Here is a 24,516-nt window from a genome sequence, read left to right as displayed (position 1 = left end):
GAGCGGTCTGCTGGCGCTCATGCAAGACGGGCAATGCGTCCCTGTCGGCAGCCGCGAGTTCTGGGTCGGTGAACTGGATGGCCGCAATGTCGTGTTGGTGCTGTCGCGCGTCGGCAAAGTCGCAGCGGCGGCGACGGCTGCCGTGCTGGCGACGCAGTTTGGCGTTCGCGCCATGATCTTCACCGGGGTGGCGGGCGCGCTGGCGCCGCAGGTTGCGCTGGGCGACGTGGTCGTCTCGTCCGAATTTCTGCAGCACGATATGGATGCGTCTCCCCTGTTTCCCCGCTGGGAAATTCCGCTGTCGGGCATCGCCCGCTTCCAGGCGGACGCCGCGTTGAGCGCAGGACTGAGCCGCAGTGCGCGCGAGGTGCTGGCGGACCCCGCTGCCCTGGTAGACGACGCAGTCATGCAGTCATTCGGCCTGACGGCGCCATGCGTCCATACAGGCCTGATCATCAGCGGCGACCGATTCGTATCGACGTCCGCAGAAAGCCAGGCACTGCGCAACGCCCTGCCGGATGCGCTGGCCGTGGAAATGGAAGGCGCGGCGGTAGCCCAGGTCTGCCACGAATGGGGCATCCCGTTCGCGGCAGTGCGGATCATGTCCGACCGGGCGGATGACTCCGCCAATGTGGACTTCCCCCGCTTCATCACCGAGGTGGAATCGCGCTACAGCGTGGCGATCATCCGGCGCTGGCTGCGCCCCTGAAACGCCCCGCCCAAGACGAGTAGAGTGCACAGTTTCGGCCAATCGTAAAATGATTATAATTCTCAATATCATTCCACCAATTGACCGCCTTTCACGCTGATCACGTCCGCCCACTCCTCCTCTCCCGACCGTTCGCTGTCCGTCACAGACCTGCAAGGTTTCGGCGAACGCTTCGGCATCGATTTTCAATTCCCCGGACTGGCTGCCCGCACCAGATCGGCGAACGCGGTCGTCTCGCGCGGGCGCGTGGATGAACTGACGCTGGCGTCCGGCCTGCGCCTCACGCACTCCAGCCTGGACATTCTGCAGCCCTACGAATCGCTGTCCACGCGCAATACCTCGTTCTTTTTGCTGGTGATCCTGGAAGGCAGCGTCAGAATCCGCATCGCGGATCAACAACACACCGTGCCGGCGGGCACGGCGCTGACGACTCACCTGAGCGCACACGACACGCTGCACGCTGCGCACCACCGCAACCAGCGTCTGAAGACGTTGACGCTGGCACTGGATGCCATGCAGGTATCAGACAATGCGGCGCCCGCATGGCTGTCAGAAAGCTTTCCCCATTCCGCCCAGCCAGCTACCCATCTCTGGCGCATTCCGCCATACCTGCAACAGTCGCTGGAACAGCTGCACACATGGCAGCATATGAACGTCCTGCAGCAACGCCTGCTGCTCGAAGGGCTGGCGCTGCAACTGCTCGCTCACGGTATCGGCCACGGAGAACCAGCGCCAACCACGACGCTCTCGCCCGGCGAACGCGATCGTCTGGAGAAAATCCGCCAGAGGATCGACCACGAACCCAGCCTGGACTACGCCATAGACCAGCTCGCGGAACTGGCCGCAATGAGCCCCAGCAGCTTTCGCAGCAAATTCCGCCAGATGTTCGGCAGACCCGTCTTTGACTACCTGCGCGACAAGCGCCTTGCACTTGCCCGTCAGTATCTGCAGCAGGGCTATTCAGTACAGCAGGCCGCGCACCTCAGCGGCTATCGCCACGCCACCAACTTCGCCACCGCTTTCCGCAAGCATTACGGTACTGCGCCCAGCAGCCTGAGCTAAGCACGTCGACCGTCATGCCTACCTATCTCATCAGCATGCATACGCAAACCGTCGTTGTGCATACCTGCTCCAGACCATGAATGATAATAATTCTTAATCATGTTTATATGGATGCAGCCTATCATGTTCACCTGGACGCAAGACCCCAAGCCCCTGTTCCTGCTGCTCCGGCCCTCGCTGGCCGTCGCGCTGCTGGCGACCGGCTTGGGCGGCACGGTTCAGGCGCAGGAAAACGTGTCTCCGGGCCAACCATCCGATGCCAACGCCCCGCCGCAGACTTTGGATGCCATCACGGTAGGCGCGCAGCAAAGCGCCACCAAGCTGCTGACGCCCATTCTGGAAACACCGCAGTCGGTTTCCGTCATCTCCCGGCAGCAGATGCAGGAACAAGGCGCCACCAGCGTGCAACGCGCGGCTTCGTACACCGCCGGCGTGTTCAGCAATCAGGTGGGCGCCTCGAACCGCTTCGACTACCTGGTGCTGCGCGGTTTTTCCGATGGCAGCCTGGGCAATACGTACCTGAACGGGCTGAAGATACTGGGCGACACGAACTCGCATAGCTCACTGGTGATCGACCCCTGGTTCCTGGACAGCATGGAAGTGGTGCGCGGCCCGGCCTCGGTGCTCTACGGCCAATCGTCGCCTGGCGGCATCGTCGCGCTGCAAACACGCAAACCGCAGTTCGATTCCTTCGGCGAAGTGGAACTCGGCGCAGGCAGCCGCAAGCAGGCCCATGCCGCCTTCGACCTCAACGACACGGCAGCCGACGGAGCAGTCGCCTGGCGCTTGACCGGCAAAACACGCCGCACCGACACCCAGGTTGATCAGGTCAAAGAAGAACGCTACACCCTGATGCCATCGCTGAGCTGGCGCATCACGCCGGACACCACGCTGGATCTGAGCGCCTACGTGCAGCGGGAACCGGAGGGCGGTTACCACTCGGGCCTGCCGTATGAGGGCACCGTCGTTCCTCATGAAGGCAGAACCATCTCGCGTTCGTTCTTCGAAGGCGAGCGCGACTACGACAAATACCGCCGCAACCAGACCCTGCTGAGCTATGCGCTGGAACACAACGTCAACGACACGGCGACCTTCCGCCAGAACGCGCAATACCTGAAATCCAGCGTCACCCTGAACCAGGTCTATGCCTACGGCTGGGCCTCGCCGACCGAACTGTACCGATACTATTCCGGCAGCAAGGAAGATCTGCACGCCTTTGCCATCGACAACCAGCTCGAATTCAATTTTCGGACCGGCGCGCTGGAACACCGTCTGCTCACCGGCCTGGACTACCAGCAGCGCAAAAACGACGTCAGCTGGCCATCCGGCGCATTCCCCAATATCGACGCTTTCGACCCGGTCTACGGAGCCTCGCCCACCGCCCTGTACGACCCGCAACGCGAGCGGCACGATCTGAAGCAGACCGGTGTCTACCTGCAGGACCTGATGTCCTGGAGACAATGGCGTCTGACCCTGGGCGCCCGCCACGATCAGGTTGATATTTCCAGCACCAATCTCGATACGGGCCGCGCCAGCACGATCAAGGACGATCAATTCAGCGGCCGGGCTGGACTGATGTATGTCTTTGAACAGGGGTTCGCCCCGTACGTCAGCTATTCCACCGCCTTCACGCCGACCAACTTCGTCGACGCCCAGGGCAAACTGCTCAAGCCCATGGAAGGCGAGCAATGGGAAGCCGGCCTCAAGTTCCAGGCCCCCGGCAGCCGGGACCTGTACACGATCTCGCTGTTCCAGATCGACCAGACGAACGTCGCTACCAAGGAACAACCCACCGACCCCTACCGCGCCGTCGGCAAGATCCGCTCGCGAGGCGTCGAGCTGGAAGCCAACACCTGGCTGACGGACCAGTTGAGCGTCCAGGCAAACTATAGCTTCAACGACATCCGCTACGCCCGCAGCGACGACGGTAACGAAGGCAATCAGGCGGTATACGCGCCCAGGCACATGGCCAATCTCTGGGCCGACTACCGCTACGACGGCAGCCTGCGCGGCCTGAACACCGCACTGGGCGTGCGCCACATCGCAGGCGTCCAGTCCGACCGCGCCAATACGCACACTCTGCCGTCCTACACGCTGCTTGACGTGGCCATCGGCTACGATTTCTCCGCACTGGGCGCCAAGGGCCTCAGCGCCCGGCTGAACGTCCTGAACCTGCTCGACAAGAAATACGTCGCCGCCTGCAACTCGCTGGAGTTCTGCTACTACGGCGCCGAACGCAGCATCAACCTGACCGCGAGCTACCGCTTCTGATGCTATCCAGCGAGCTGATCCGGACACTGCAAGGCGATGCGACTTTCGCCCCGCTGCTACCCGCCCTGGAGACGCATCCCCAGGGCGACGGGTGGACAAGCTGCGCGACGCTGAGCCAGCCCGACCTGCTTGCCCCGCTGCTAGATGCCTTTGCCCTGGACGCCGGCCACCCCGACGGTGATCGGCGCGCCATCGCATCGCTCTGGTCGCGCTGGTATTTCCATACGGTCATGACGCCGCTGATCGCCGCTCTGGTGCTGCAGCGCGCCTGTCCTACCCCACGCTCGGTTCGCGTGACGGCTGGCCACGGCGTCGGCCTGCAGTGGGCGCAAGAGGCGCGGATCATTTGCGCCCAGGAAGAACTCACAGCCGGCGAATACCCGATCCGGCTGGCTCAGCCTGTCATCCAGGCTCTGTCGCAAGCATCCGGCACCGCCCCCAGGGTGTTCTGGAGCAATCTGGGCAATCTGCTGGAATACCTGGCGTGCCGGACGCGCCCGCACCCGCACGCGGATGCGTCCGCGCAGCAGACGCTGGACGCCATGCTGGACGCGCCTGCATTGCTTGATGGCAGCCCGAACCCCGTCTGCAGACCGGTCCGTTATCAGCCGGACCCGCAGGCCGGCACGATACGCGTGCGCCGACTGTGCTGCCTGAACTACCTGTTGCGGGACACCGAGCTGTGCAGCGATTGTCCCCGCCTGCACCCCCATCGCACACATTGCCATGTTCCAACTTGACCAAGCGGGCTACAGCCTTCCCGAAAAAGTTCTGCTGCACCCCACCAGCGTCGAATTCCACGCCGCCGGCATCTACGGATTGATCGGCCATAATGGCTCGGGCAAGTCCACGCTGCTGAAACTGCTGGCCGGACACCTGAAGGCGACGTCCGGTCGCGTGGATTTCGACGGCCAAGCCGTCGCCCGCTGGCCGCAGCGCCGCTTCGCCCGTGAAATCGCCTACCTGCCCCAGCATCTGCCGCCATCGGAACATCTGACGGCGCTCGAATTGATCCAGTTCGGTCGCTACCCCTGGCAAGGCTTGCTGGGCCGCGCAAGCGCACAGGACAAGGCCGCAGTCGATCGCGCCATCGAACTGACGCAAACCCAGGCCTACCGCCACCAACGCGTCGATACCTTGTCGGGCGGCGAGCGCCAGCGCGTGTGGCTGGCTATGCTGCTAGCGCAAAACAGCCGATTCCTGCTGCTGGACGAACCGCTGGCCCCGCTGGACATCGCACATCAGACGGAAGTTCTGGCGCTGATTCACCGCCTGAGCCGCGAACTCGGCCTGGGCATCATGCTGGTCCTGCACGACATCAACCAGGCGGCGCGCTACTGCGACCAGCTCGTCGCGCTGGGCGGCGGTCGCATCATCGCCAGCGGCGCGCCAGCGGAGATCATGACATCCGCCCAACTACAGCACATCTACGGCACGGACATGAGCATCGTCAGCCATCCGCGCCTGGGCATCCCGGTGGCGCTGGCGAACTAGCATGCGCACGCTGCTGCTGATGCTCTGCCTGCTCGCGTCCTTGTCAGCGCCACCGCCCGCCGACGCGCAACGGATCCTCACCCTGGACTGGACACTGGCCGAAACGCTCACCGCACTGGGCCGTGCGCCGGACGGCGTTGCCCAGATCGACGATTACCACAGCTGGGTCGGCGCGCCCAGGCTGCCAGCGGACACGATCGATCTCGGCCTGCGCAGCCAGCCGTCCATGGAACTCATGGCCGCGCTGAAGCCGGACCTGATTCTGACTACCCCCATGTTCGCCGGGATGGAAGACCGTCTCTCCACCATCAGCCCGATCCGCAGCCTGCCGCTGTACGACCCCGCCGCCGACACCTGGCGCTCCATCGAAGCCATGACCCGTGCTTTGGGCAGCCTGACTCGACGCACGCAAGCCGCGGAGCGCCTGATCAAGGACACGCGGACGATGTTGCACGATGCCAGACCAGGGTTCGCGAACAGCGAACCCCTGCTGATCCTCCAGATTGCGGACGAACGGCACGTCCGGATCTATGGCGGCGCCAGTCTGTATCAGGCGGTGCTGGACAGGCTGGGCCTGCGCAACGCCTGGTCCGGCCCAGTAAACGATTGGGGCTACCATCTGGCCGGCTGGCATGAACTGGCCGGCATCGACGGTCGCATGGTCATCATCCAGCCCGCGCCGCTGGGCGCACTGGAGCGCATCCAGAAAAATTCCCTGTGGCGGCAACTGCCGATCGCCAACCGCAGGCCGCCCATCGTGCTGCCTGCGGTCTGGAGCCTGGGCGGCCTGCCGTCCGCGCAGCGTTTCGCGCAATTGCTGGAACAAGGATTGGACGCGCCATGACCGCAATGCCGCGCACCGCCGTCCTCATCTGCACAAGCCTGGCGCTCTTGCTGGTGACGCTGGCCGCCGCCAGCCTGCAGCCGCTGGGCGGCGCGTCCGCCGCGCTGGACGCCTTACGGGCCACAACCCTTGAACACGCCAGCGTTGCGGAATTGCTTCTGTCGCAAAGCTGGTGGCCGCGCCTGGTGCTTGCGCTGCTCGCAGGCAGCGGATTGGCCCTGGCGGGAGAACTGCTGCAATTGCTGCTGCGCAACCCGCTCGCATCGGCGACGACGCTGGGTATTTCCAGCGGCGCCAGCGTAGCCCTGATGCTGACCACGCTGTTCGCGCCCAGCCTGCTGGCGCAGGGGCAGGAATGGGTGGCGATGCTGGGCGCCGGTCTGACGCTGGCGCTGGTCTTCCAGCTCAGCTGGCGCCACGGCCTGGATCCTTTGGTGCTGATCGTGGTCGGCATGACGTTGAATCTGCTGCTGGGCGGATTGTCCATCGTGCTGCTGATATTCAACCATGAAGCGCTCTCGGGGCTGCTGATATGGGGCGCGGGTTCGCTCGCGCAACAGGGCTGGGATGGCGTGCGCTTCCTGGCTCCGCGCCTGCTGGCCTGCGTGCTGTGCCTGCTGCCGCTGCTGCGCCTGTTGCGGCTGGCACCGCTGGACGACGTCACACTGCGCAGCCTCGGGCTGCCGATGCGCCACCTCCGGGTGGCCGGACTGGGTCTCGCAGTATTCCTGGTTGGCAGTCTCGTCAGCAGCACTGGCGTGATCGGCTTCGTGGGGCTGGTCGCGCCGAACATCATGAAACTCGCGGGCGCTTCCCGGCTGGCCTCGCGCCTGCCGCTCTCCATGCTGTTCGGCGCGCTGCTGCTGGCCAGCGCCGACTTGCTGGTGCAGACCTACGCATCGGGAATCAGCGCCTTCGTGCCTACTGGCGCGGTCACTGCGGCACTCGGCGTGCCGCTGCTGCTATGGCTCCTGATCCGTCTGCGTCTGCCGACGGCGCCAGGCGCTGCCGGTGATGCCTATATGCCCTCTCGGCAGAACGCTGGGCACACCCTGGCATGGCTTGGTCTCCTGCTTCCGCTGTCGCTCATGCTGGCGCTGTCATTCGGACAACTATTGCACGGCTGGCACTGGCAAGCGCCATTCAGCGTCGACAGCCTGCAGTGGCGGCTGCCGCGCGTGATCGCGGCGGGTTGCGGCGGCATCCTGCTGGCGCTGGCCGGCGTCATTCTTCAGCGGCTGACCGGCAACCCGCTGGCCAGCCCGGAACTGCTCGGGGTCAGCAGTGGCAGCGCCATCGCGCTATCGCTGGGCGTCTTTCTGCTGCCACAGCCCAGCTACCTCATGCTCTCCGGCACGGCGCTGCTGGGCGCTGGCGTCGCGCTGCTGCTGATATTGGTATCGAACCGGCGGAATCACTATTCTTCGCAGGGGATACTGCTCACCGGCATCGCTCTGGGCGCGCTCTACGAGGCCCTGCGCAGCCTGCTGCTGGCCGACGGCGATCCGCGCGGCCAACAACTGACGGCCTGGCTATCCGGTTCGACCTACTACGCTTCGGCGTCGATGAGCTGGACGCTGCTGGCCCTGACATTAGCCGCCGTGCCGCTGGCGGGCGCGACCAGCCGCTGGCAGGATCTGTTCCCTCTGGGGCAGCCCACCGCCCATGCTCTGGGCGTGCCGGTGCGCAAGGCCCGCTTCGTCATGCTGCTGCTCGCCGCCGCCTTCAGCGCCCTGGCGACGCTGGTGATCGGCCCCCTCTCGTTCGTCGGCCTGATCGCTCCGCACATGGCGCGCATGCTGGGTTTCAGGCGGGCGAAGGCGCAACTGGCAGCCGCCGCCCTGCTCGGCGCCATCGTGATGATCCTGGCCGACTGGCTGGGACGCCAGGTCCTGTTCCCTCAGGAAATTCCGGCGGGACTGATGGCCTCGCTGGCGGGCGGCTCGTATTTTCTCTGGCAGATCAGGCGCTGGCGCTAAGACGCCGACGAGGCAGGCATGCCATCCCCCAGCACCGCCTTCAGCGACTCGATGAAGGCAATCGTCCGCTGAGGCAGCAGGCGCCGGCCCGGCGTGACGCACCAGACGATCATGGACGGCAAATGCCATTCCGGCAGGATGCGCTGCAGAATCCCCTGTTCGACCAAGGGCGCTGCAAAGCTGTCCGTCAAGCCGACAATACCCAAGCCCTGCGCCGCCAGGGCCTGCTGCAAACCGACGGAATTGGCGCGCAGGCTGTGCAGCGGCAGCCCTTCCCATGCATCCTCGGTTCCACGCGACAAACGCCACGGCGACGACTCTCCCCCACTGGTCACCAGAATCAGTCCGACATGATCGAGCAGGTCCTCGGGCGTCCGGGGCATGCCGCGGCACGCCAGGTATTCAGGATTCGCGTACAGACCATTGTGCAAGGTAGTGATGCGGCGCGCCACCAGAGAACTGTCGTCAGGCAGCTGGGCGGCGATGCGCACGGCCAGGTCGAAACGTTCAGCGATCAGATCCACCCGCCGTGCCGACAGGTCGATGTCCAGGCGCACATGGGGATACTGCCGCGAGAATTCCGTCAGGACGCGGATCATGAACAGTTCGTGGAATTCGGGCGGCAAAGATACCCGCAGCGTGCCATGCGGCGTCGCCTGCCGGTGCTGCGCCAGAGCGGCGGCGGCCTCGGATTCCTCCATCAGCCGGCGGGCGTGTTCCAGGATTCTTTCGCCGAATTCCGTCAGCACCAGCCGGCGCGTACTGCGCTGCAACAGCCGCTCGCCGAATGCGTTTTCCAGGCTGCTCAGGCGACGCGACAAGGTCGATTTGGGCAGGCCCGTCTGATCAGATGCATGCGTGAAGCTGCCAGCTTCGACGATATGAGCGAACAGTATCAAGTCGTTGGCATGCAGCGCGATCGCCGTCATCCTGATCCTCTATTGTTCCAAATATGGAAATATCTTAACTCAAAGCGTCTATTTTTCAATTAATTCCAATCCAATAGAATGGCTACCTGACTGAACGGCAGGCTATCCCATCGATCGCCTCGCCCCGATCATTTTTGGACACCAAGCATGACGCAACGCTATACCCGTACCGCGATATTTCTGCACTGGCTGGTCGCCCTGGGCCTGATCGGCGCTTTCGCGCTGGGTCTCTACATGCAGGATCTGCCGCTGTCGCCCAACAAGCTGAAGCTCTTTTCCTGGCATAAATGGGCGGGCGTGACCCTGCTGGTTCTGATCGTGATCCGTCTGGCCTGGCGTCTCAGCCACCGGGCGCCGGAACTGCCGCCGACGATGAGACCGCTGGCCAGAATGGCGGCGCACGCGGGCCACTGGCTGTTGTATGCCCTGATGGTGGCGATCCCGCTCAGCGGCTGGCTGATGAGTTCAGCCCAAGGATTCCAGGTCGTGTGGTTCGGCATCCTGCCCCTGCCTGATCTGCTGGCCAAGGATGCGGCGCTGGGCGCGTTGCTGAAGGACGTGCACGTGACGCTCAATTACACCCTGCTCGTCGCCGTCATCGGACATATCGGGGCGGCGCTGCAACACCATTTCATCCAGAAAGATGCCGTGCTGTCCCACATGCTGCCCTTTGCCAACAAAGCGTGAACGCGGCCACACCCCACGAACACTAAAAATCAGGAAAACCTCATGAACATTTTCGCACTGCGCCCCCTTGTCCTGGCAGCCGCCCTGAGTGTCGGCACGCTGGGCAGCGCCGGCGCTGCCGAATACACCTCGCTCGACGCCAATGCCAGCCGCGTCTCGTTTGGCTACAGTCAGATGGGCGTCAGCATGGACGGCAGCTTCGGCGACGTGAAGGCCGCCGCACTGCGCTTTGATCCGGCCAACCCCGCCGCGGCCACAGTCACACTCGACATTACCCTGGCCAGCATCGATGCCGGTTACGCCGAGGCCAATGCGGAACTGGCAAAGGACGAATGGCTGAACCCGGCGGCGCACCCCCTGGCCACCTTTCAATCCAGCAAGGTCGAAGCCGTGGGCGACAACCGCTATCAGGTCACCGGCGCCCTGTCGATCAAGGGCAAAACCCAGGACATCACCGCGCCCTTTACCTTCACCCAGGACGGTGATACCGGTGTCTTTGACGGCGCCTTTACCTTTCAGCGCGGCGACTTCGCCATCGGCGAAGGCCAATGGAAGGACTTCGGTATCGTGGCCAACGACATCCAGATCAAGTTCCATCTCGTCGCCCAGCCCTGACCCTATTCCCCTTTTTACAGCAACCCACAACACAGGATTCATCATGAAAAAGACCCTCATCGCCGCCGCATTCCTCACGTTTTTTGCGGGCCAGGCCCTGGCCGCCCCGCAAACCTACGCACTGGATACGACCCACACCTTCCCGCGCTTTTCCTACAACCACATGGGTCTGTCCAAACAGATCCTGAATTTCCACAAGACCTCGGGTTCCGTGGTGCTGGACAAAGCCGCCAAGCAAGCGCACGTCGACATCACCATCGACATGGCGTCGATCAGCACGGGCTTCAGCGAATTCGACAAGCACATCCAGGGCGCCGACTTCCTGGACACCGCCACCTATCCCACCGCCACCTTCAAATCCACCAAAGTCAATTTCGACGGTGACACCCCGGTCAGCATCGACGGCAACCTGACGATCAAGGGCATCACCAAGCCCATCACGCTGACGGTGACCTCGTTTTTCAACGGCGCGCACCCCATGCTGAAGAAGGACGCCATCGGCGCCAATGCCACTGCCGTCATCAAACGCAGTGAATTCAATGCCGGCAAATACGCCCCCGGCGTAGGCGACGAGGTCACGCTGGACATCGCGCTGGAAGCCATCGCGCAGTAAACCGGCGGTATCTGCGGGCCGGCATCCCCACCCCGGGACGCCGGCCTGTACAAGGAATCGACATGGGACTTCTCATCCAGGGAAAATGGCACGACCAGTGGTATGACACGCACAGTACGCAGGGACGCTTCGTGCGCAGCGACGCGCAGTTTCGTCACTGGATCACCCCCGACGGCAGCGCCGGCCCCAGCGGCAGCGACGGTTTCCGGGCTGAAGCCGGACGCTACCATCTGTATGTGTCGCTGGCCTGCCCCTGGGCGAATCGCGTCTTGATCCTGCGCGCCCTGAAAGGGCTGGAATCCATGATCGGCGTCTCCGTGGTCAACCCCTATATGGGGCAACGCGGCTGGACTTTCGAACCCGGCCCCGGCGTGGTGGCCGATCCGGTCGGCCAAGCCCGCTACCTGTACGAAGTCTATCTGCGCGCGCAAGCCGACTACAGCGGGCGAGTCACGGTGCCGGTGCTCTGGGACCTACAGCGCAACACCATCGTCAACAACGAATCCGCCGAGATCATCCGCATGCTCAATAGCGCATTCGACGGGATCGGCGCCAAAGCCGACGATTACGCGCCCGCGGATCTATTGCCGCAGATCGATGCCCTGAATGCCAAAATCTACGACGCCGTCAACAATGGCGTGTACAAAGCCGGATTCGCCACTAGCCAGAATGTGTACGAGCAGGAAGTCAGCAAGCTGTTCGCCTATCTGGACCAGCTGGACGTCGCACTGGGACGTCGGCGCTATCTGCTGGGCGACCGGATGACCGAGGCCGACTGGCGCCTGTTCACCACTCTGATCCGTTTCGACGCGGTGTACCACGGCCATTTCAAGTGCAATCTGAAGCGCTTGTCAGACTACAAAAACCTGTGGAGCTACACGCGCGAGCTCTATCAGTGGCCCGGCATCGCCGGCACGGTCAATATGAATCACATCAAGCAGCACTATTACCGCAGCCACCCCAGCATCAATCCCAACGGCATCGTGCCGCTGGGTCCGCTGCTGGACCTGGACCGCGCACCGGACCGCACACTCGCAAATTCGTTATGATCTTCGCCTGTCGCAGGCGTACGGCAGGCACACGCCAGCCATCGGCCTGATGCCGCGCCAGCCGACTGATCCGAACGAAACGAGAATGCAAACCATGGATTTTTTCCTGATCCTGCTGGCCGTGATCGCCACGTGGCGATTGCTGTGCCTGCGTTACCAGCGCACCCACATTGCCTTGCTGGGGCGTCACCTGGCCAGCCTGCAGCTGGAACGTCACATGGAAACGCTGACCCAGGGCTACACCCGCGCCATCCACGAAAAAGACGAGGCGCGACAGCTTCAGGTGCTGGATACCTTTGCCCAGACGGAACGCGCGGTCGCCTTGCAGATCCAGGCGCTGGCCGACAGCATGCAGCAGGAAAGCGAACAGGCTACCCGCATGGGCGTGCTGTCATTTTGCGTGCCCTACATCGAACAATTCCTGCCGGCATCGACGCGGGATTTTCGCCGATTGCTGCACATCCACGCCGCCGGCTTACGCCATGTCGTGGACAATCTGGATCACTGGGGGCCCAAGGACCGCGCCTACCACCTGTCTGCGGAACTGTATCTGCTGCAGCACAGCTGCCACTGGTTCTGCAAATCCCGCGCCGTCGCCGATGCGCGACTGATGGTGCGGCACAAAGTCCAACGCCAGCAAGCCCTGGACGCGGTATCAGCCGTCACCCGGTCGGCCTACCTGATGTGGCTGAAAGACGGGGCGCCGCCTGCGCACAGGGTATAATCCCGCCTGCATTTCGTTCATGGGTTCCCTCACCCCATCCACCAAAAAGGTCTGTCATGACACCCTCGCTCGTCCCGCCATCGCGGGTCCCCGCCTGCCTGGCCCTGCTGGTCGCCTTTCACGTCGCCATCATCATCGCCAGCAACTACCTGGTGCAGTTGCCCATCACCCTGCTGGGCTTTCACAGCACCTGGGGCGCCTTCAGCTTTCCCTTCATTTTCCTGGCCACAGATCTGACCGTCCGCCTGATCGGCAAGGCCCAGGCGCGGCAAGTCATCGCCCGCGTCATGGTGCCCGCGCTGATCGCCTCGTACATCGTGTCGGTCCTGTTTCACGAAGGCCGCTTCAACGGGCTGGGCGCGTTGGGCGCGTTCGACGTCTTTGTCTTTCGCATCGCCTTTGCCAGCTTTGCCGCCTACGTCCTGGGGCAGTTGCTGGACGTGCAGGTATTCGACCGCATCCGCCGCAGCAACATGCCGTGGTGGGTGGCGCCCTCGGCTTCCGCCGTGCTCGGCCAGGCGCTGGACACCATCGCCTTCTTCGGCATCGCTTTCTGGCGCAGCAGCAATGTTTTCATGGCGGACAACTGGGTGGAAATCGCCCTGGTGGACTACGCCATCAAACTGACCGTCAGCCTGTTGCTGTTCGTGCCGCTGTACGGCGTCGCCCTGAATGCCATCATCCGCGCCATGAAACGGCGCACCGCCGCGCAGATATCCCTGGCATGACCGCCTCGGGACAACGCCGGGCGCTGGTCCTGTTTTCAGGGGGACAGGATTCCACCACCTGCCTGGCCTGGGCGCTGACCCAGTTCGCCCACGTCGAAACGCTGGGCTTCGATTACGGCCAACGCCACCGCGCGGAACTGGATTGCCGGGCCGCACTGCGCAGCCGCCTCACGATGCTGCGCCCCGCCTGGTCGCCCCGCCTGGGCGAGGATCATCTGCTGGACATGACGGTGCTCAAACAGCTGGGAGCCTCGGCCATGACGGATGATGTGGCCATCACCATGCAATCCGACGGGCTGCCCACTACGTTCGTGCCGGGCCGCAATCTGCTGTTCTTCACCCTGGCCTCCGCGCTGGCCTACCGGCGCGGGCTGGATGTCTTGGTGGGCGGCATGTCGCAAACCGATTATTCCGGCTACCCGGACTGCCGCGATAATACCCTCAAGGCGCTGCAGGTGGCGCTCAGCCTGGGGGTGGATCGCCCCCTGACCCTGGAAACCCCGCTGATGTGGCTGGACAAGGCGGATACCTGGGAACTGGCGCAGCAACTGGGTGGTCCGGCCCTGGTGGAACTGGTGCGCACGGAAACCCACACCTGCTATCTGAACCGGCGCGACACCCTGCATGCCTGGGGCTATGGCTGCGGCCACTGCCCCGCCTGCGTCCTGCGGGCGCAGGGCCATCAACAGTGGATGGCGCGCGGCGCCGTCAGCCGTACGCCCGGATAAAGAAGGTCACGGTAATGAAAACGGTCAGGGTCAGAGTACCGACGCGGATGATCGGCCCCGGAATCCGCTTGCCCAGTTCCGCCCCCAGATAACCGCCCAGACTGGCGGTCACCAGCATCACCAAGGTTTCCCGCCATTGGACAGCGCCCGCACTGATGAAAATCATGACGGCCATGGTGTTGGCCACCATCACCATCAGCACGCGCGGCCCGCTCATGCGTTTCAGGTCATGCGAACCCAGCAGCCCCCAGACGGCCACCATCATGATGCCGACCGCGCCGCCAAAATAGCCGCCATAAATCCCCAGGAAGAACTGCAGGGAAATCACGACAGCCGGATGCACCCTGCAGCGCATCCGCACCCATTCCCCGATGCGGCGCCCAAAGCCCAGGGCCACGGTCGCGGCCAACAACAACCAGGGCAGGATGACGTCAAAAGCGCGCGACGGGGTCAGCAGCAGCAATAGCGCCCCGGCGCTGCCGCCCAACAGCGTGACCAGGAACAACTTGCGCAAGGGCACATCTCCCACGCCACCCAGGCTGTCGCGATACGCCCAGGCGCTGGCCGCGCTGCCGGGATACAGCGCGACCGTGCTGGACGTGTTCGCCAGGACCGGCGGCACGCCCGCTACAATCAGCGCCGGCAGGCTGACAAAGGAACCGCCACCCGCCAAGGCGTTCATGGCGCCCGCCAGGGCGCCGGCGCCTGCGACCAACAGTAAAGGGTCCATTGCCCGTCACCCGGCCCGCAGCACGATCTGCGTGATTTCCGAAGGCCGCCCCAGACGGATCGCCAGCCCGTTCCACAAGCCGGTGCCATTGCTGACATACAACGTCATGTCGCCCACCCGATACAACCCCGATACGAAACCGTTATTGGCCCACCGGGTCAGCAGATGCGGTCCCAGAATCTGTCCGCCATGCGTATGCCCGGACAGCTGCAACACCACCCCGGCCTGAGCATTGGTCGGGGCAGCCCCTGGCCGGTGGTCCAGCAAAATGACCCGCACCCCGGCAGGAATCCCCTGCAGGGCGGCATGCAGATCTGGACGCGGCAGGCCGAAGGCGCCTGCCTGTCGATCCGTCAGCCCCGCCACCGCCAATTCAGCACCGTCTCGATGCAACAGCACATGGCTGTTTTCCAGCATGGTCAGGCCCAGCGCCCGATAGGCCGCCATCCAGCGGACATAGTCGGCGTAGTACTCGTGATTGCCCGGAATCGCCAGCACGCCATCACGTGCCCGCAGGTCCTGAAAAGGCCGGACATCCGCAGCCCTGGCCTCGGGCGATCCATCGGCCAGATCCCCCGTCATGACGATCAGATCCGGCTTCAGCTGATTGGCGCGAGCCACCACCGCGGCCTGCCAATACTGGGGCAGCAAACGGCTGGCATGCAGATCCGTCAGCTGCGCGATGCGATATCCCTCAAACGCGGCAGGCAGGCCTGGAATCGTGATTGCCACGGTTCGAACCGTGGGAATTTTGACGGCTTGCCAGACGCCGATGGCCGACAAGACCAGCGCCAGCCCGCCCACCGTCAGCCTCACGCCCTGCCCCTGCAGAATCAGACGCCCCGCCCCGCGCGCCGGCAACCAGACCAGCACGCCCACGATATCGCGCACCAACAAGAGCAAGGCCAGCAGCAACACCGAACCAAAGGCCCATGCCAGACCGATCAATACCCATTGGGGTAATTCCGGCGACCCCAGGGATCCGAAGAACCGTCCGGTGATCTGGTGATACTGGATGGCCATCAACAGCACCACGGCCAGTGCCACGCGACTGGCCGCCCCCCAGGGCAAGGGCCAGACAAAGCGCCACAGTACATACAGCCAGATGAGGCCGGTCACGAGGGGTAAGACAGTACCCATACAACAGTCCAATCGCGACCGGGGTCGCTGAAGTACACAGAGAAGGTAAGCATCTTAACAAGGAGAGGACCGCCCCCCGCCCCATCCCCGGCAAGCAAGCCAGGCAAGCCGCCGACATGAACCGTTCCTGAACCGACACTTCACCGGCCATTCAGGCACCGGCTTTCATACTGCCCACATCACCGATCTCCATCGGTCTGCAGAGAGAAAAGCCAATATGAAGACCCGCACCGTTTTATCCATCTTTCTGGGGATACTGACCCTGGCATGGGCCTGGGACGCCCTGGTCCTTCACCCGATGGCCGGCGACACGGCCTGGGTGGTCCGCAAACAGGGGATCTACCTGAGCGGCATTCTGGCGATGGGCCTGATGTCGCTGATCATGGTGCTGGCGACCCGCCCCGCCTGGCTGGAACCCGCGCTGGGCGGTATGGACCGCATCTACCGCCTGCACAAATGGGCGGGCATCCTGGCCATCAACCTGGCCATCGTCCATTGGTTGCTGGAAGAGATCGGCGGCGACATTCTGCGCAGCCTGGTCGGCGCCCCCGTCGTCAGGCCACCCAAGATCGCCGTATTGGACATGCTGGCCTCCAGCCGCGGATTCGCCGAGGACGTGGGAGAATGGGTCATCTACGCCTTGATCGTCTCCTTGCTGATCACCTTGTGGAAAGCGTTTCCCTATAAATCCTGGCGCATGCTGCACCGGGTCATGCCGCTGCTCTACCTGGCGCTGGTCTTTCACACCGTCGTCCTGACGCCGGCCGCCTGGTGGCTGCAGCCGCTGGGGATGATCATGGGTGCGCTGATGCTGGGCGGCAGTCTGTCGGCAATCGTCGCCTTGCGCCAGCGAATCGGCCTGCGCCGCCGCCACGCCGGCCGTATCGAATCCGTGCGCCAACTGGACGGCGGCATCACCGAAGTCGTGTGCGCCATGGACGCCGGCTGGCCCGGTCATCAGGCAGGACAGTTCGCCTTCGTGACCTTTGATGAGCGGGAAGGAGCTCACCCCTACACCATCGCCAGTGCTGCGGACACGGGACATCTGCATTTCCAGATCAAGGCCCTGGGCGACTACACCCGCACCCTGGCGCAACGTCTGCAAGCAGGCCAAGCTGTTCAAATCGAAGGCCCCTATGGCCGCTTTGACCACCGGCAAGGTGAAGCCCGGCAGGCCTGGGTGGCCGGCGGCATCGGCATCACGCCGTTTCTGGCCTGGCTGGAATCGCTGCAAACCCGTCCCGAAGCCAGCCCGCACGCGCAGTTGCACTACTGCGTGCGCGACGCCGCGCGCGATCCCTTCATCGACCGCCTGCGTGAACTGTGCGCCCCGCTGCCGAACATCACCCTGCACGTGCACGATGCCAGCGCCGGCCAGCGCCTGGATGCCGACACCCTGCAACGCGCCAGCCAGGGGCAGGCCGGCGAAGCCATGGACATCTGGTTCTGCGGTCCCGCCGGACTGGCCCGCCAGCTGGAATCCGGCCTGCAATCCCTGGGTCTGAAAAACGTCACCGTCCACCGGGAGGCGTTCGAAATGCGTTGATGGAATTTATCGTATAATGCTCGACTTGGCTGGAGCAATCCAGCCCATCACCGGCGCAATGGCAGAGTGGTGATGCAGCGGACTGCAAATCCGTATACGTCGGTTCGATTCCGGCTTGCGCCTCCAGCATTCAAGCGGCTTTCCAGCTACCCAAGCCCTCCCGGCACGTCTGCGGCGGGCTTTGCTTTTCATCCCCCAGGTAAAGATCCCCAGTCTCCCGCCGTAGATCTGTTACGGACTCGCCGAGTCCCGCCGATCCATCAGGATGTCCAACCGGGCTTTGCCATGATTCCGCTTGAAGCGCTCTCTTCCGCCTTGCGCCCTGTGGTTGACCGTGCCGCTGCAGACAGCCCGGTCGCCTCGGGCGGCGCGCACCTGTTGCCCCCGCCCTTATCGGCCCAGAGTTCCATCTCGGGCCTGGGACAGCTGCTGTCCAAGACCCACGGGGCGAAAAGCCGCTACCAGGACATCGAAGACAGCGACCTGCCCGATGGGGTCAAGAATCTGTTGCGGGCCATCCGGGATTTACGGGAAACGCTGAACCGGCTGATGCGGGAACTGCAGCAGATTCAGGCCGACAAACAGATGCCGGCGGAAGCAAAACGGACGCGGCTGCTGCAGCTGCAGGCCCAAATATCGTCCGTGAACGGCGCCCTGATACAGACCACTCAGAAACTGGCCAGCATGCTGCGGAACATGAAGCTGGATCAGGCCCAGCAGATGACGGCGGGGCAGCTGGCGCTGTGATTGGCCGAGCGCAGGAGCACCCTACGGATCAGGCAGGCAACGCCGCCATCGCCTGCGCAATCGCCGCCGTCAGCCGTTTGGCATAGGGCACATGCAGGAATTCATTCGGGCCGTGGGCGTTGGATTGCGGCCCCAGCACCCCGCAGACCATGAATTGCGCCGCCGGGAAACCCTGCAGCAGCAGATTCATCAGCGGAATCGTGCCGCCCTGTCCGATGTAGCCGCAGGGCGCCCCGAAATACTGCCGGGACGCGGCATCCAGCGCACTCAGCAACCAGGGCGGGGATGCCGGGGCATTCCAGCCGCTGGCCGCCCCAACATCCGGCTGAAACAACACCCGCGCCTGATAGGGCGCATCCTGTTCCAGCAGCGATTTCAGCGTCTGCGCCGCCGCCACGGCATCCACCAGGGGCGGCAGGCGCAAGGACAGCTTGAACGCCGTGCGCGGTCGCAGGACATTCCCGGCGTCGGACAAGGGCGGCAAGCCCTCGGCCCCGGTCACTGACAAAGCAGGCCGCCAGGTGCGGTTCAACATGGCCTGCTGGGGATCGCGAGTCATGGGCAGGACCAACGCCTGATCGGCGCCGCAGGCCCAGGGAAAGCGCCGCCAGACCTCGTCGCCCAGGATACGGGCCGCCTCGCGGGCCTGATCCTGGCGTTCGACCGGAATATCGCAGTGAAAGCTGCCGGGCAGCACACGGCCCGTGCCGCTGTCTTCCAGGCGATCGAGCAGATGACGCAAGATCCGGAAGCTGGACGGCACCACGCCGCTGGCGTCACCCGAATGCACGCCCTCGTCCAGCACCTGGACTTCCAGCGTCCCCGACACCAGTCCGCGCAAAGACGTCGTCATCCAGAGCTGGTCGTAGTTGCCAGCCCCGGAATCCAGGCAGACGACCAGCGCCACGCGGCCCAAGCGGTCCCGCAAGGCATCGACATAGGGCAGTAGATCGTAACTGCCGGATTCCTCGCAGGTTTCGATCAGCCCCACGCAGCGCGGGCGGGGTACGCCCTGGCGGTCCAGGGCCTCGATTGCCGTCAATGAGGCGTACACGGCATAGCCGTCATCCGCACCGCCGCGCCCATAGAGTTTTCCATCGCGCATGACCGGCTGCCAGGGACCCAAGCCCGCGCGCCAACCGGAAAATTCGGGCTGCTTGTCCAGGTGACCGTACATCAACACGGCATCGCCCTGATCCGGACGCGTGGCCGGGGCCTCGAAAAACAGCACCGGTGTGCGGCCCGGCAGGCGCAGGATTTCGACCTTCAGCCCCGCGACAGGCCGGGATTCCAGCCACTGCGCAGCATCGCGCACGACCTGGTCGATATGGCCGTGCTGCGCCCAGTCAGGGTCAAAGCCCGGACTTTTGGCAGGAATCGCGATGTAATGTTTCAGGGCGGGAACGATTTCCCGGTCCCACTGCGTATCGACGAAATCCTGCAAGACGGCGGCGTTCAGGCCGGTGCCAATGGCGGTATCCATGACGGCTTCCCGATGATCCAGATAAACCTCCATTCTACGCCCGCTCCTTCGGCAAAATGCCCCTACGGATCTCTGCCGGATCCCTGCAAACCGATTGTTTTCATGCCATCCTTGCGAGACCATCACAACAGGAGGACACACACATGGCTGATACCTGGCTCACGACGCTCATCACCCCCACCCCGCAAGCAGGGTTCGAACTGGCCCTTAAATTGGCGCGCATGGGTGTCAAATACACGCAACCCTCGGCCGAGGTCCGCGACAAACTGCGCCCCGTCTACGGCGAGGACGCCAACGCCCTGATCGCCTCCTCCCAGGTCGTGGCGACCAATTTCCAGACGATCGCCGCCGCCAACGGCTACTGGAAATAATGGACGAACAGGTACTGGCCGCCCTGGCCCGCTGGCCCAACGTGCCGGCGGCCTACGGCTGGCTGTCCCTGTCTCGCCGGGGGCAATGGCTGCTGCATCCGCATGGCCAGGCCTGGGGCGTGCCGGACGAAGAACCCGGCGAACCCATTACCAACCCGCAAATCCTCGCCTTCATCAAACGCAACTATCAGTCCGACGATCAGGGCCGCTGGTTCTTCCAGAACGGCCCGCAGCGCGTCTACGTGCGCCTGGACGGCGCCCCGTGGATCCTGCGCACGTCGTCGGATACCTCTACTGCACTCGCTTTGCTGACCCACACGGATCAGCCCTATGGTCCCATCATCCGCTGGTGGCTGGACGACGGCGGCCATCTGTATGCGCAGTCCGATCAGGGCGCCGGGCTGATCACCGACCGGGATCTGATCCAGGTGATCGATGCGCTGCGCACCGACGACGGTCAAACGCTCAGCGCCTGGCTGGAAGACAACGATCCACCCCAGGCCCTGGATGCTGCGAGGCTCAGCATCCGCCTGGGCGATTCCTGTCCGGCAGCGCCGCTGGGCCGGCTGCGGGCGGGCACTGCGGCATCCGTGCTGGGTTTCGTCCACCGCCCGACAGCCCCATCCCCCGGCGACGCCTGACATCCGCGCCCCCACGCCTTGGGCGGCACGCTAAAATCAGCGCATGAACTCGTCCGACCCTGCTTTCTATCACCCCGCGCCCCGCTCGCAACAATACTGCTCACAATGCGGGCACGCGCTGGTCCACGAGATTCCGCCGGACGACACCCGCATCCGGGATCTGTGCACCCACTGCGGGGCGGTGCACTACCAGAACCCGCGCAATGTGGTCGGCGTCGTGCCGATCCTGGGCGATCAGGTTCTGCTGTGTCGCCGCGCCATCGAACCGCGCTACGGCAAATGGACCCTGCCTGCCGGCTTCATGGAACTGGGCGAAACCACGGCACAGGGCGCCGCCAGGGAAAACCAGGAAGAATCCGGCGTGCGGATCCAGGTTCAATCCCTGTATACGGTGATCGACGTGCCGTCGGTCAATCAGGTCCATCTGTTCTATCTGGCCGAGGTCCTGGACCCGCAATTGGCGCCCGGCCCGGAAACCCTGGAAGCCGCGTTCTTCGATCTGGACGCCATTCCCTGGCACGACATGGCGTTTCGTACGGTCAGCACGACGCTGAAACACTATCTGCAGGATCATCAGCGGGGCAGTTTTCCGATCCGCCATTATGCGATCGACCTGAAATTTCCCGACTAACCCGCCGGATCGCTCTCCTGCCAACGAGTCCGCACCATGCCGATTGCCTGGGTTGAACCGGATACGCCCCTGCCCGACATCAGCCGGACGTCCCCCGATGGCCTGGTGGCTGCGGGGCGGGATCTGTCGCCCGCACGGCTGCAGGAAGCCTACCGCAAAAGCCTGTTCCCCTGGTACAGCCCAGGCGAGCCGGTGCTCTGGTGGAGCCCCGACCCACGCATGATCCTGCGCTGCCAGGATCTGCGCATCAGCCGTTCCCTGAACAAACGCATCCGCCAGTTCGGGCGCGACCCGGCAGACGACACGCCGTCGCATACGGCAGCCGGATCGCTGTGCGTCACGTTGAATCAGGCTTTCTCCGATGTCATCGCCCACTGCGCGCATCGGGGCGCCCCCCGGATCAGTCTGGGAGCGGCGCGCCTGGGCCAATACGAGGCAGTTCCCACAGACATGCACGACGCCACCTGGATCACGCCGGACATCATGCAGGTCTATGCCGCCTGGCATCGAATGGGGCGAGTCCACAGCGTCGAAACCTGGATCGACGGTCGGCTGGCCGGCGGCCTGTACGGCGTCAGTCTGGGGCGCTGCTTCTTCGGGGAATCCATGTTCAGTCTGGCCACGGACGCCAGCAAGGTCGCTCTGGCCTACCTGGTGCGCTATCTGCAGACCCAGGGGGTTCCCTGGATCGACTGTCAGCAGGAAACGCCGCATCTGGCCAGCTTGGGCGCGCGCCCCATCCCGCGGGCGCAGTTCCTGGACCTGCTGGCCGATGGCCGCGACGCGCCTGCGCCCATCTGGGGACGCGGTCGCCTGTTGGCCGATGGCCGCCTGATCGCGGATCACACCCCGCCATCGGGCTGAACCCCGGAATCAGACACACCGCAGAGACTGGTCAGCGCCAACGGCCGGTGTCACAATGAGTCGACAGGAATTCCGGCCCATGCCATGAGCAAACCCAGCGAATCGATTTTCCGCCGCCTGCAGTTCTACACCACAGCGGCCTACCCCTGCAGCTACCTGCCCGGACGCATGGCGCGGTCCGAAGTCGCCGCCCCCGCGCATCTGGTGGACGACACCGCGTATTCACGCCTGATCGAACAGGGTTTCCGCCGTAGCGGCCTGTTCACCTACCGCCCCGCCTGCAGCGGCTGCCAAGCCTGCATTCCGCTACGGGTCGACGTGCACCGCTTTCGACGCGACCGCACCCAGCGCAAACTCTGGCAGCGCATGCAGACGGCGCTGTCCGTGCAGTTGGCGCCCTTGCACTGGGATGCCCGGCATTTTGATCTGTACCTGCGTTACCAACAGCAGCGCCACCCCGGCGCCGGCATGGACCAGGACGACCAGGCCCAGTACACCCAATTCCTGCTGACCAGCCGCGTGCAGACTGAAATGGCCGAATTCCACGATGCGCAAGGCACCCTGCGCATGGTGTCCATCATGGACCGCATCGATCACGGCATTTCGGCGGTCTACACTTTCTACGACCCGGATTGGCGCGGCAGCCTGGGCACCTACGGGATCCTGTGGCAACTGGACTACTGCCGGCGCCTGGGGCTGCCCTGGCTGTACCTGGGCTACTGGATTGCCGAAAGCCGTAAAATGGCTTACAAGTCGCGGTTCTATCCGCATCAAATTCTTCGAGGCGGCGTCTGGATCGAACCGGCCGCGCACTGATTCCTTCCTTTCCCAAAGCGCCCATGTCCCTTCTGTTCAACGCCTATCCCCTGGCCCGCGCCGCCCTGTTTTCCATGGACCCGGAACAGGCGCACGAACAGACGCTGCGGGCCTTGCAGCGCAGCCACGACTGCACCGTCACGCGGCTGCTGACGGCATCGCACCAGCCCACGCTGCCACGCACCGTCATGGGCCTGCCGCTGCGCAATCCGGTGGGCCTGGCGGCGGGGCTGGATAAAAATGGCGCCCACATCGATGCCCTGGCCGCGCTGGGATTCGGCTTCATCGAAGTCGGCACCGTCACGCCCCGCGCCCAGCCCGGCAATCCGAAACCGCGCATGTTTCGCCTGCCCCGCGCCCGCTGCCTGATCAACCGCATGGGTTTCAACAACGACGGCCTGGACACCTTCATCGCCAACGTGCAGCGCAGCCAATGGCGCCGCCAGGGCGGCATCCTGGGGCTGAATATCGGCAAGAACGCCGCGACCCCCATCGAACACGCCGTGGACGACTACCTGCGCTGCCTGGACGGAGTCTATCCGCACGCCGACTACATCACGGTGAATATTTCCTCGCCCAATACGCAAAATCTGCGCAGCCTGCAAAGCCACGACGCGCTGGATGCGCTGCTGGCCGCCCTGCAGGCCCGCCGTCTGGCGCTGGCCGATCAGTACGGGCGCCGCACGCCGCTGGTGGTCAAGATCGCCCCCGACCTGCAGCCTCAGGAAATCGACGCCGTGGCCGACCTGATCCCGCGCCACGGCATCGACGGCATCATCGCCACCAACACCACACTGTCCCGGGATGCGGTGCGCGGCCTGCCCCACGAAGACGAGGCCGGCGGCCTGTCCGGCCCCCCCGTGCATGCCTTGTCGCTGGCCGTGATCCGCCGTCTGCGCGAACATCTGGGCCGCGAGACCGCCATCATCGGCGTCGGCGGCATCGAATCCGGTCGGCAGGCCCTGGAAAAAATCCAGGCCGGCGCCGATGCGGTGCAGCTTTACACCGGCCTGATCTACCAAGGACCAGCCCTGATTCGGGAATGCGTCCAGGCGCTCGACGGCCTTTGATTCAGGGTTACACCGCCGGGCCGGGTCCATGATGGATCCGGTCAT

The 24,516-nt window shown here is 64.2% G+C and carries 26 protein-coding genes and 1 tRNA gene; 23 read left to right on the top strand and 4 right to left on the bottom strand.

Annotated features, from left to right (window positions below):
- The 7 genes from WBF69_RS00460 to fhuB all read left to right on the top strand — a co-directional run.
- The coding region (locus WBF69_RS00460; protein ID WP_424260107.1) for a 5'-methylthioadenosine/adenosylhomocysteine nucleosidase at positions 1-709 on the top strand (709 nt) is incomplete at its 5' end.
- A gap of 246 nt (positions 710-955) precedes the next feature.
- Positions 956-1,771, top strand: coding sequence for a helix-turn-helix transcriptional regulator (locus tag WBF69_RS00455; protein WP_424260105.1), 816 nt, complete (start codon positions 956-958; stop codon positions 1,769-1,771).
- 123 nt (positions 1,772-1,894) lie between these two features.
- Entirely contained in the window at positions 1,895-4,042 is a 2,148-nt protein-coding gene (locus WBF69_RS00450) for a TonB-dependent siderophore receptor (RefSeq protein ID WP_424260103.1), read from the top strand.
- Positions 4,042-4,782 (top strand): siderophore-iron reductase FhuF, encoded by a 741-nt coding sequence (gene fhuF, locus WBF69_RS00445; protein WP_424260101.1) that lies wholly within the window; start codon positions 4,042-4,044, stop codon positions 4,780-4,782. The genes WBF69_RS00450 and fhuF overlap by 1 nt, the downstream gene beginning before the upstream one ends.
- The gene (locus WBF69_RS00440) at positions 4,769-5,536 is read left to right on the top strand and encodes an ABC transporter ATP-binding protein (RefSeq protein ID WP_424260099.1); all 768 of its coding nucleotides are present in this window, start codon (positions 4,769-4,771) and stop codon (positions 5,534-5,536) included. Before fhuF ends, WBF69_RS00440 begins: the two co-directional genes overlap by 14 nt.
- Before the next feature lies 1 nt (position 5,537).
- Positions 5,538-6,380 (top strand): ABC transporter substrate-binding protein, encoded by an 843-nt coding sequence (locus tag WBF69_RS00435; RefSeq protein WP_424260097.1) that lies wholly within the window; start codon positions 5,538-5,540, stop codon positions 6,378-6,380.
- On the top strand, positions 6,377-8,359 hold the full coding sequence (fhuB, locus tag WBF69_RS00430; RefSeq protein ID WP_424260095.1) for a Fe(3+)-hydroxamate ABC transporter permease FhuB: 1,983 nt from the start codon (positions 6,377-6,379) through the stop codon (positions 8,357-8,359). The genes WBF69_RS00435 and fhuB overlap by 4 nt, the downstream gene beginning before the upstream one ends.
- Here the strand turns inward: fhuB and WBF69_RS00425 are convergent.
- Positions 8,356-9,288, bottom strand: a complete 933-nt coding sequence (locus tag WBF69_RS00425; RefSeq protein WP_424260093.1) for a LysR substrate-binding domain-containing protein — start codon at positions 9,286-9,288, stop codon at positions 8,356-8,358. The genes fhuB and WBF69_RS00425 overlap by 4 nt on opposite strands.
- A 147-nt stretch (positions 9,289-9,435) precedes the next feature.
- Between WBF69_RS00425 and WBF69_RS00420 the strand changes: the two genes are divergently transcribed.
- From WBF69_RS00420 to queC, 7 genes are all read left to right on the top strand, one after another.
- Positions 9,436-9,975 (top strand): cytochrome b, encoded by a 540-nt coding sequence (locus WBF69_RS00420; RefSeq protein ID WP_424260091.1) that lies wholly within the window; start codon positions 9,436-9,438, stop codon positions 9,973-9,975.
- A gap of 42 nt (positions 9,976-10,017) precedes the next feature.
- Complete coding sequence (locus tag WBF69_RS00415) at positions 10,018-10,590, top strand: YceI family protein (protein WP_424260089.1); 573 nt, start codon at positions 10,018-10,020, stop codon at positions 10,588-10,590.
- A gap of 43 nt (positions 10,591-10,633) precedes the next feature.
- Complete coding sequence (locus WBF69_RS00410; protein ID WP_424260086.1) at positions 10,634-11,203, top strand: YceI family protein; 570 nt, start codon at positions 10,634-10,636, stop codon at positions 11,201-11,203.
- 62 nt (positions 11,204-11,265) lie between these two features.
- Positions 11,266-12,252: a glutathione S-transferase family protein gene (locus WBF69_RS00405; RefSeq protein ID WP_424260084.1), complete on the top strand. Its 987-nt coding sequence runs from the start codon at positions 11,266-11,268 to the stop codon at positions 12,250-12,252.
- A gap of 85 nt (positions 12,253-12,337) precedes the next feature.
- Complete coding sequence (locus WBF69_RS00400; RefSeq protein ID WP_424260082.1) at positions 12,338-12,976, top strand: hypothetical protein; 639 nt, start codon at positions 12,338-12,340, stop codon at positions 12,974-12,976.
- A 56-nt stretch (positions 12,977-13,032) separates the two neighbouring features.
- Positions 13,033-13,704, top strand: a complete 672-nt coding sequence (locus tag WBF69_RS00395) for a 7-cyano-7-deazaguanine/7-aminomethyl-7-deazaguanine transporter (protein WP_424260080.1) — start codon at positions 13,033-13,035, stop codon at positions 13,702-13,704.
- Positions 13,701-14,432, top strand: a complete 732-nt coding sequence (gene queC / locus WBF69_RS00390) for a 7-cyano-7-deazaguanine synthase QueC (protein ID WP_424260078.1) — start codon at positions 13,701-13,703, stop codon at positions 14,430-14,432. Before WBF69_RS00395 ends, queC begins: the two co-directional genes overlap by 4 nt.
- Here queC and WBF69_RS00385 read toward each other — a convergent pair.
- Complete coding sequence (locus WBF69_RS00385; protein WP_424260076.1) at positions 14,413-15,162, bottom strand: sulfite exporter TauE/SafE family protein; 750 nt, start codon at positions 15,160-15,162, stop codon at positions 14,413-14,415. The genes queC and WBF69_RS00385 overlap by 20 nt on opposite strands.
- A 6-nt stretch (positions 15,163-15,168) precedes the next feature.
- Positions 15,169-16,302, bottom strand: a complete 1,134-nt coding sequence (locus WBF69_RS00380) for a metallophosphoesterase (RefSeq protein WP_424260074.1) — start codon at positions 16,300-16,302, stop codon at positions 15,169-15,171.
- 217 nt (positions 16,303-16,519) lie between these two features.
- On the opposite strand from WBF69_RS00380, the gene WBF69_RS00375 reads away from it, so the two are divergent.
- The 3 genes from WBF69_RS00375 to WBF69_RS00365 all read left to right on the top strand — a co-directional run bounded on the left by WBF69_RS00375 (position 16,520) and on the right by WBF69_RS00365 (position 18,595).
- Complete coding sequence (locus tag WBF69_RS00375) at positions 16,520-17,848, top strand: ferredoxin reductase family protein (protein ID WP_424260072.1); 1,329 nt, start codon at positions 16,520-16,522, stop codon at positions 17,846-17,848.
- A gap of 52 nt (positions 17,849-17,900) precedes the next feature.
- Positions 17,901-17,974 (top strand) — tRNA-Cys (locus WBF69_RS00370).
- Positions 17,975-18,133: 159 nt separating this feature from the next.
- The gene (locus tag WBF69_RS00365) at positions 18,134-18,595 is read left to right on the top strand and encodes a hypothetical protein (RefSeq protein WP_424260070.1); all 462 of its coding nucleotides are present in this window, start codon (positions 18,134-18,136) and stop codon (positions 18,593-18,595) included.
- A 28-nt stretch (positions 18,596-18,623) separates the two neighbouring features.
- On the opposite strand, the gene WBF69_RS00360 is transcribed toward WBF69_RS00365, so the two are convergent.
- Complete coding sequence (locus tag WBF69_RS00360; protein ID WP_424260111.1) at positions 18,624-20,078, bottom strand: M20 family metallopeptidase; 1,455 nt, start codon at positions 20,076-20,078, stop codon at positions 18,624-18,626.
- A gap of 143 nt (positions 20,079-20,221) precedes the next feature.
- On the opposite strand from WBF69_RS00360, the gene WBF69_RS00355 reads away from it, so the two are divergent.
- The 6 genes from WBF69_RS00355 to WBF69_RS00330 all read left to right on the top strand — a co-directional run bounded on the left by WBF69_RS00355 (position 20,222) and on the right by WBF69_RS00330 (position 24,471).
- Positions 20,222-20,449 carry a hexameric tyrosine-coordinated heme protein gene (locus WBF69_RS00355; RefSeq protein WP_322997896.1) on the top strand — a complete coding sequence of 76 codons (228 nt, stop codon included), beginning with the start codon at positions 20,222-20,224 and terminating at the stop codon, positions 20,447-20,449.
- Positions 20,449-21,090 carry a DUF2946 family protein gene (locus WBF69_RS00350; protein ID WP_424260068.1) on the top strand — a complete coding sequence of 214 codons (642 nt, stop codon included), beginning with the start codon at positions 20,449-20,451 and terminating at the stop codon, positions 21,088-21,090. The genes WBF69_RS00355 and WBF69_RS00350 overlap by 1 nt, the downstream gene beginning before the upstream one ends.
- A 43-nt stretch (positions 21,091-21,133) precedes the next feature.
- The gene (locus WBF69_RS00345) at positions 21,134-21,721 is read left to right on the top strand and encodes an NUDIX hydrolase (protein ID WP_424260066.1); all 588 of its coding nucleotides are present in this window, start codon (positions 21,134-21,136) and stop codon (positions 21,719-21,721) included.
- A gap of 36 nt (positions 21,722-21,757) precedes the next feature.
- Positions 21,758-22,585, top strand: coding sequence for a leucyl/phenylalanyl-tRNA--protein transferase (aat, locus tag WBF69_RS00340; protein WP_424260064.1), 828 nt, complete (start codon positions 21,758-21,760; stop codon positions 22,583-22,585).
- Between the two features lie 84 nt (positions 22,586-22,669).
- A complete protein-coding gene (locus WBF69_RS00335) occupies positions 22,670-23,401 on the top strand; it encodes an arginyltransferase (RefSeq protein ID WP_424260062.1) in 732 nt (243 codons plus the stop codon).
- Positions 23,402-23,424: 23 nt separating this feature from the next.
- A complete protein-coding gene (locus WBF69_RS00330) occupies positions 23,425-24,471 on the top strand; it encodes a quinone-dependent dihydroorotate dehydrogenase (protein WP_424260060.1) in 1,047 nt (348 codons plus the stop codon).
- Positions 24,472-24,516: the final 45 nt, after the last annotated feature.

The organism is Castellaniella sp. (assembly GCF_049673105.1).
Lineage (GTDB): Bacteria > Pseudomonadota > Gammaproteobacteria > Burkholderiales > Burkholderiaceae_B > Castellaniella.
This window is presented reverse-complemented; position numbering and strand designations above follow the sequence as displayed.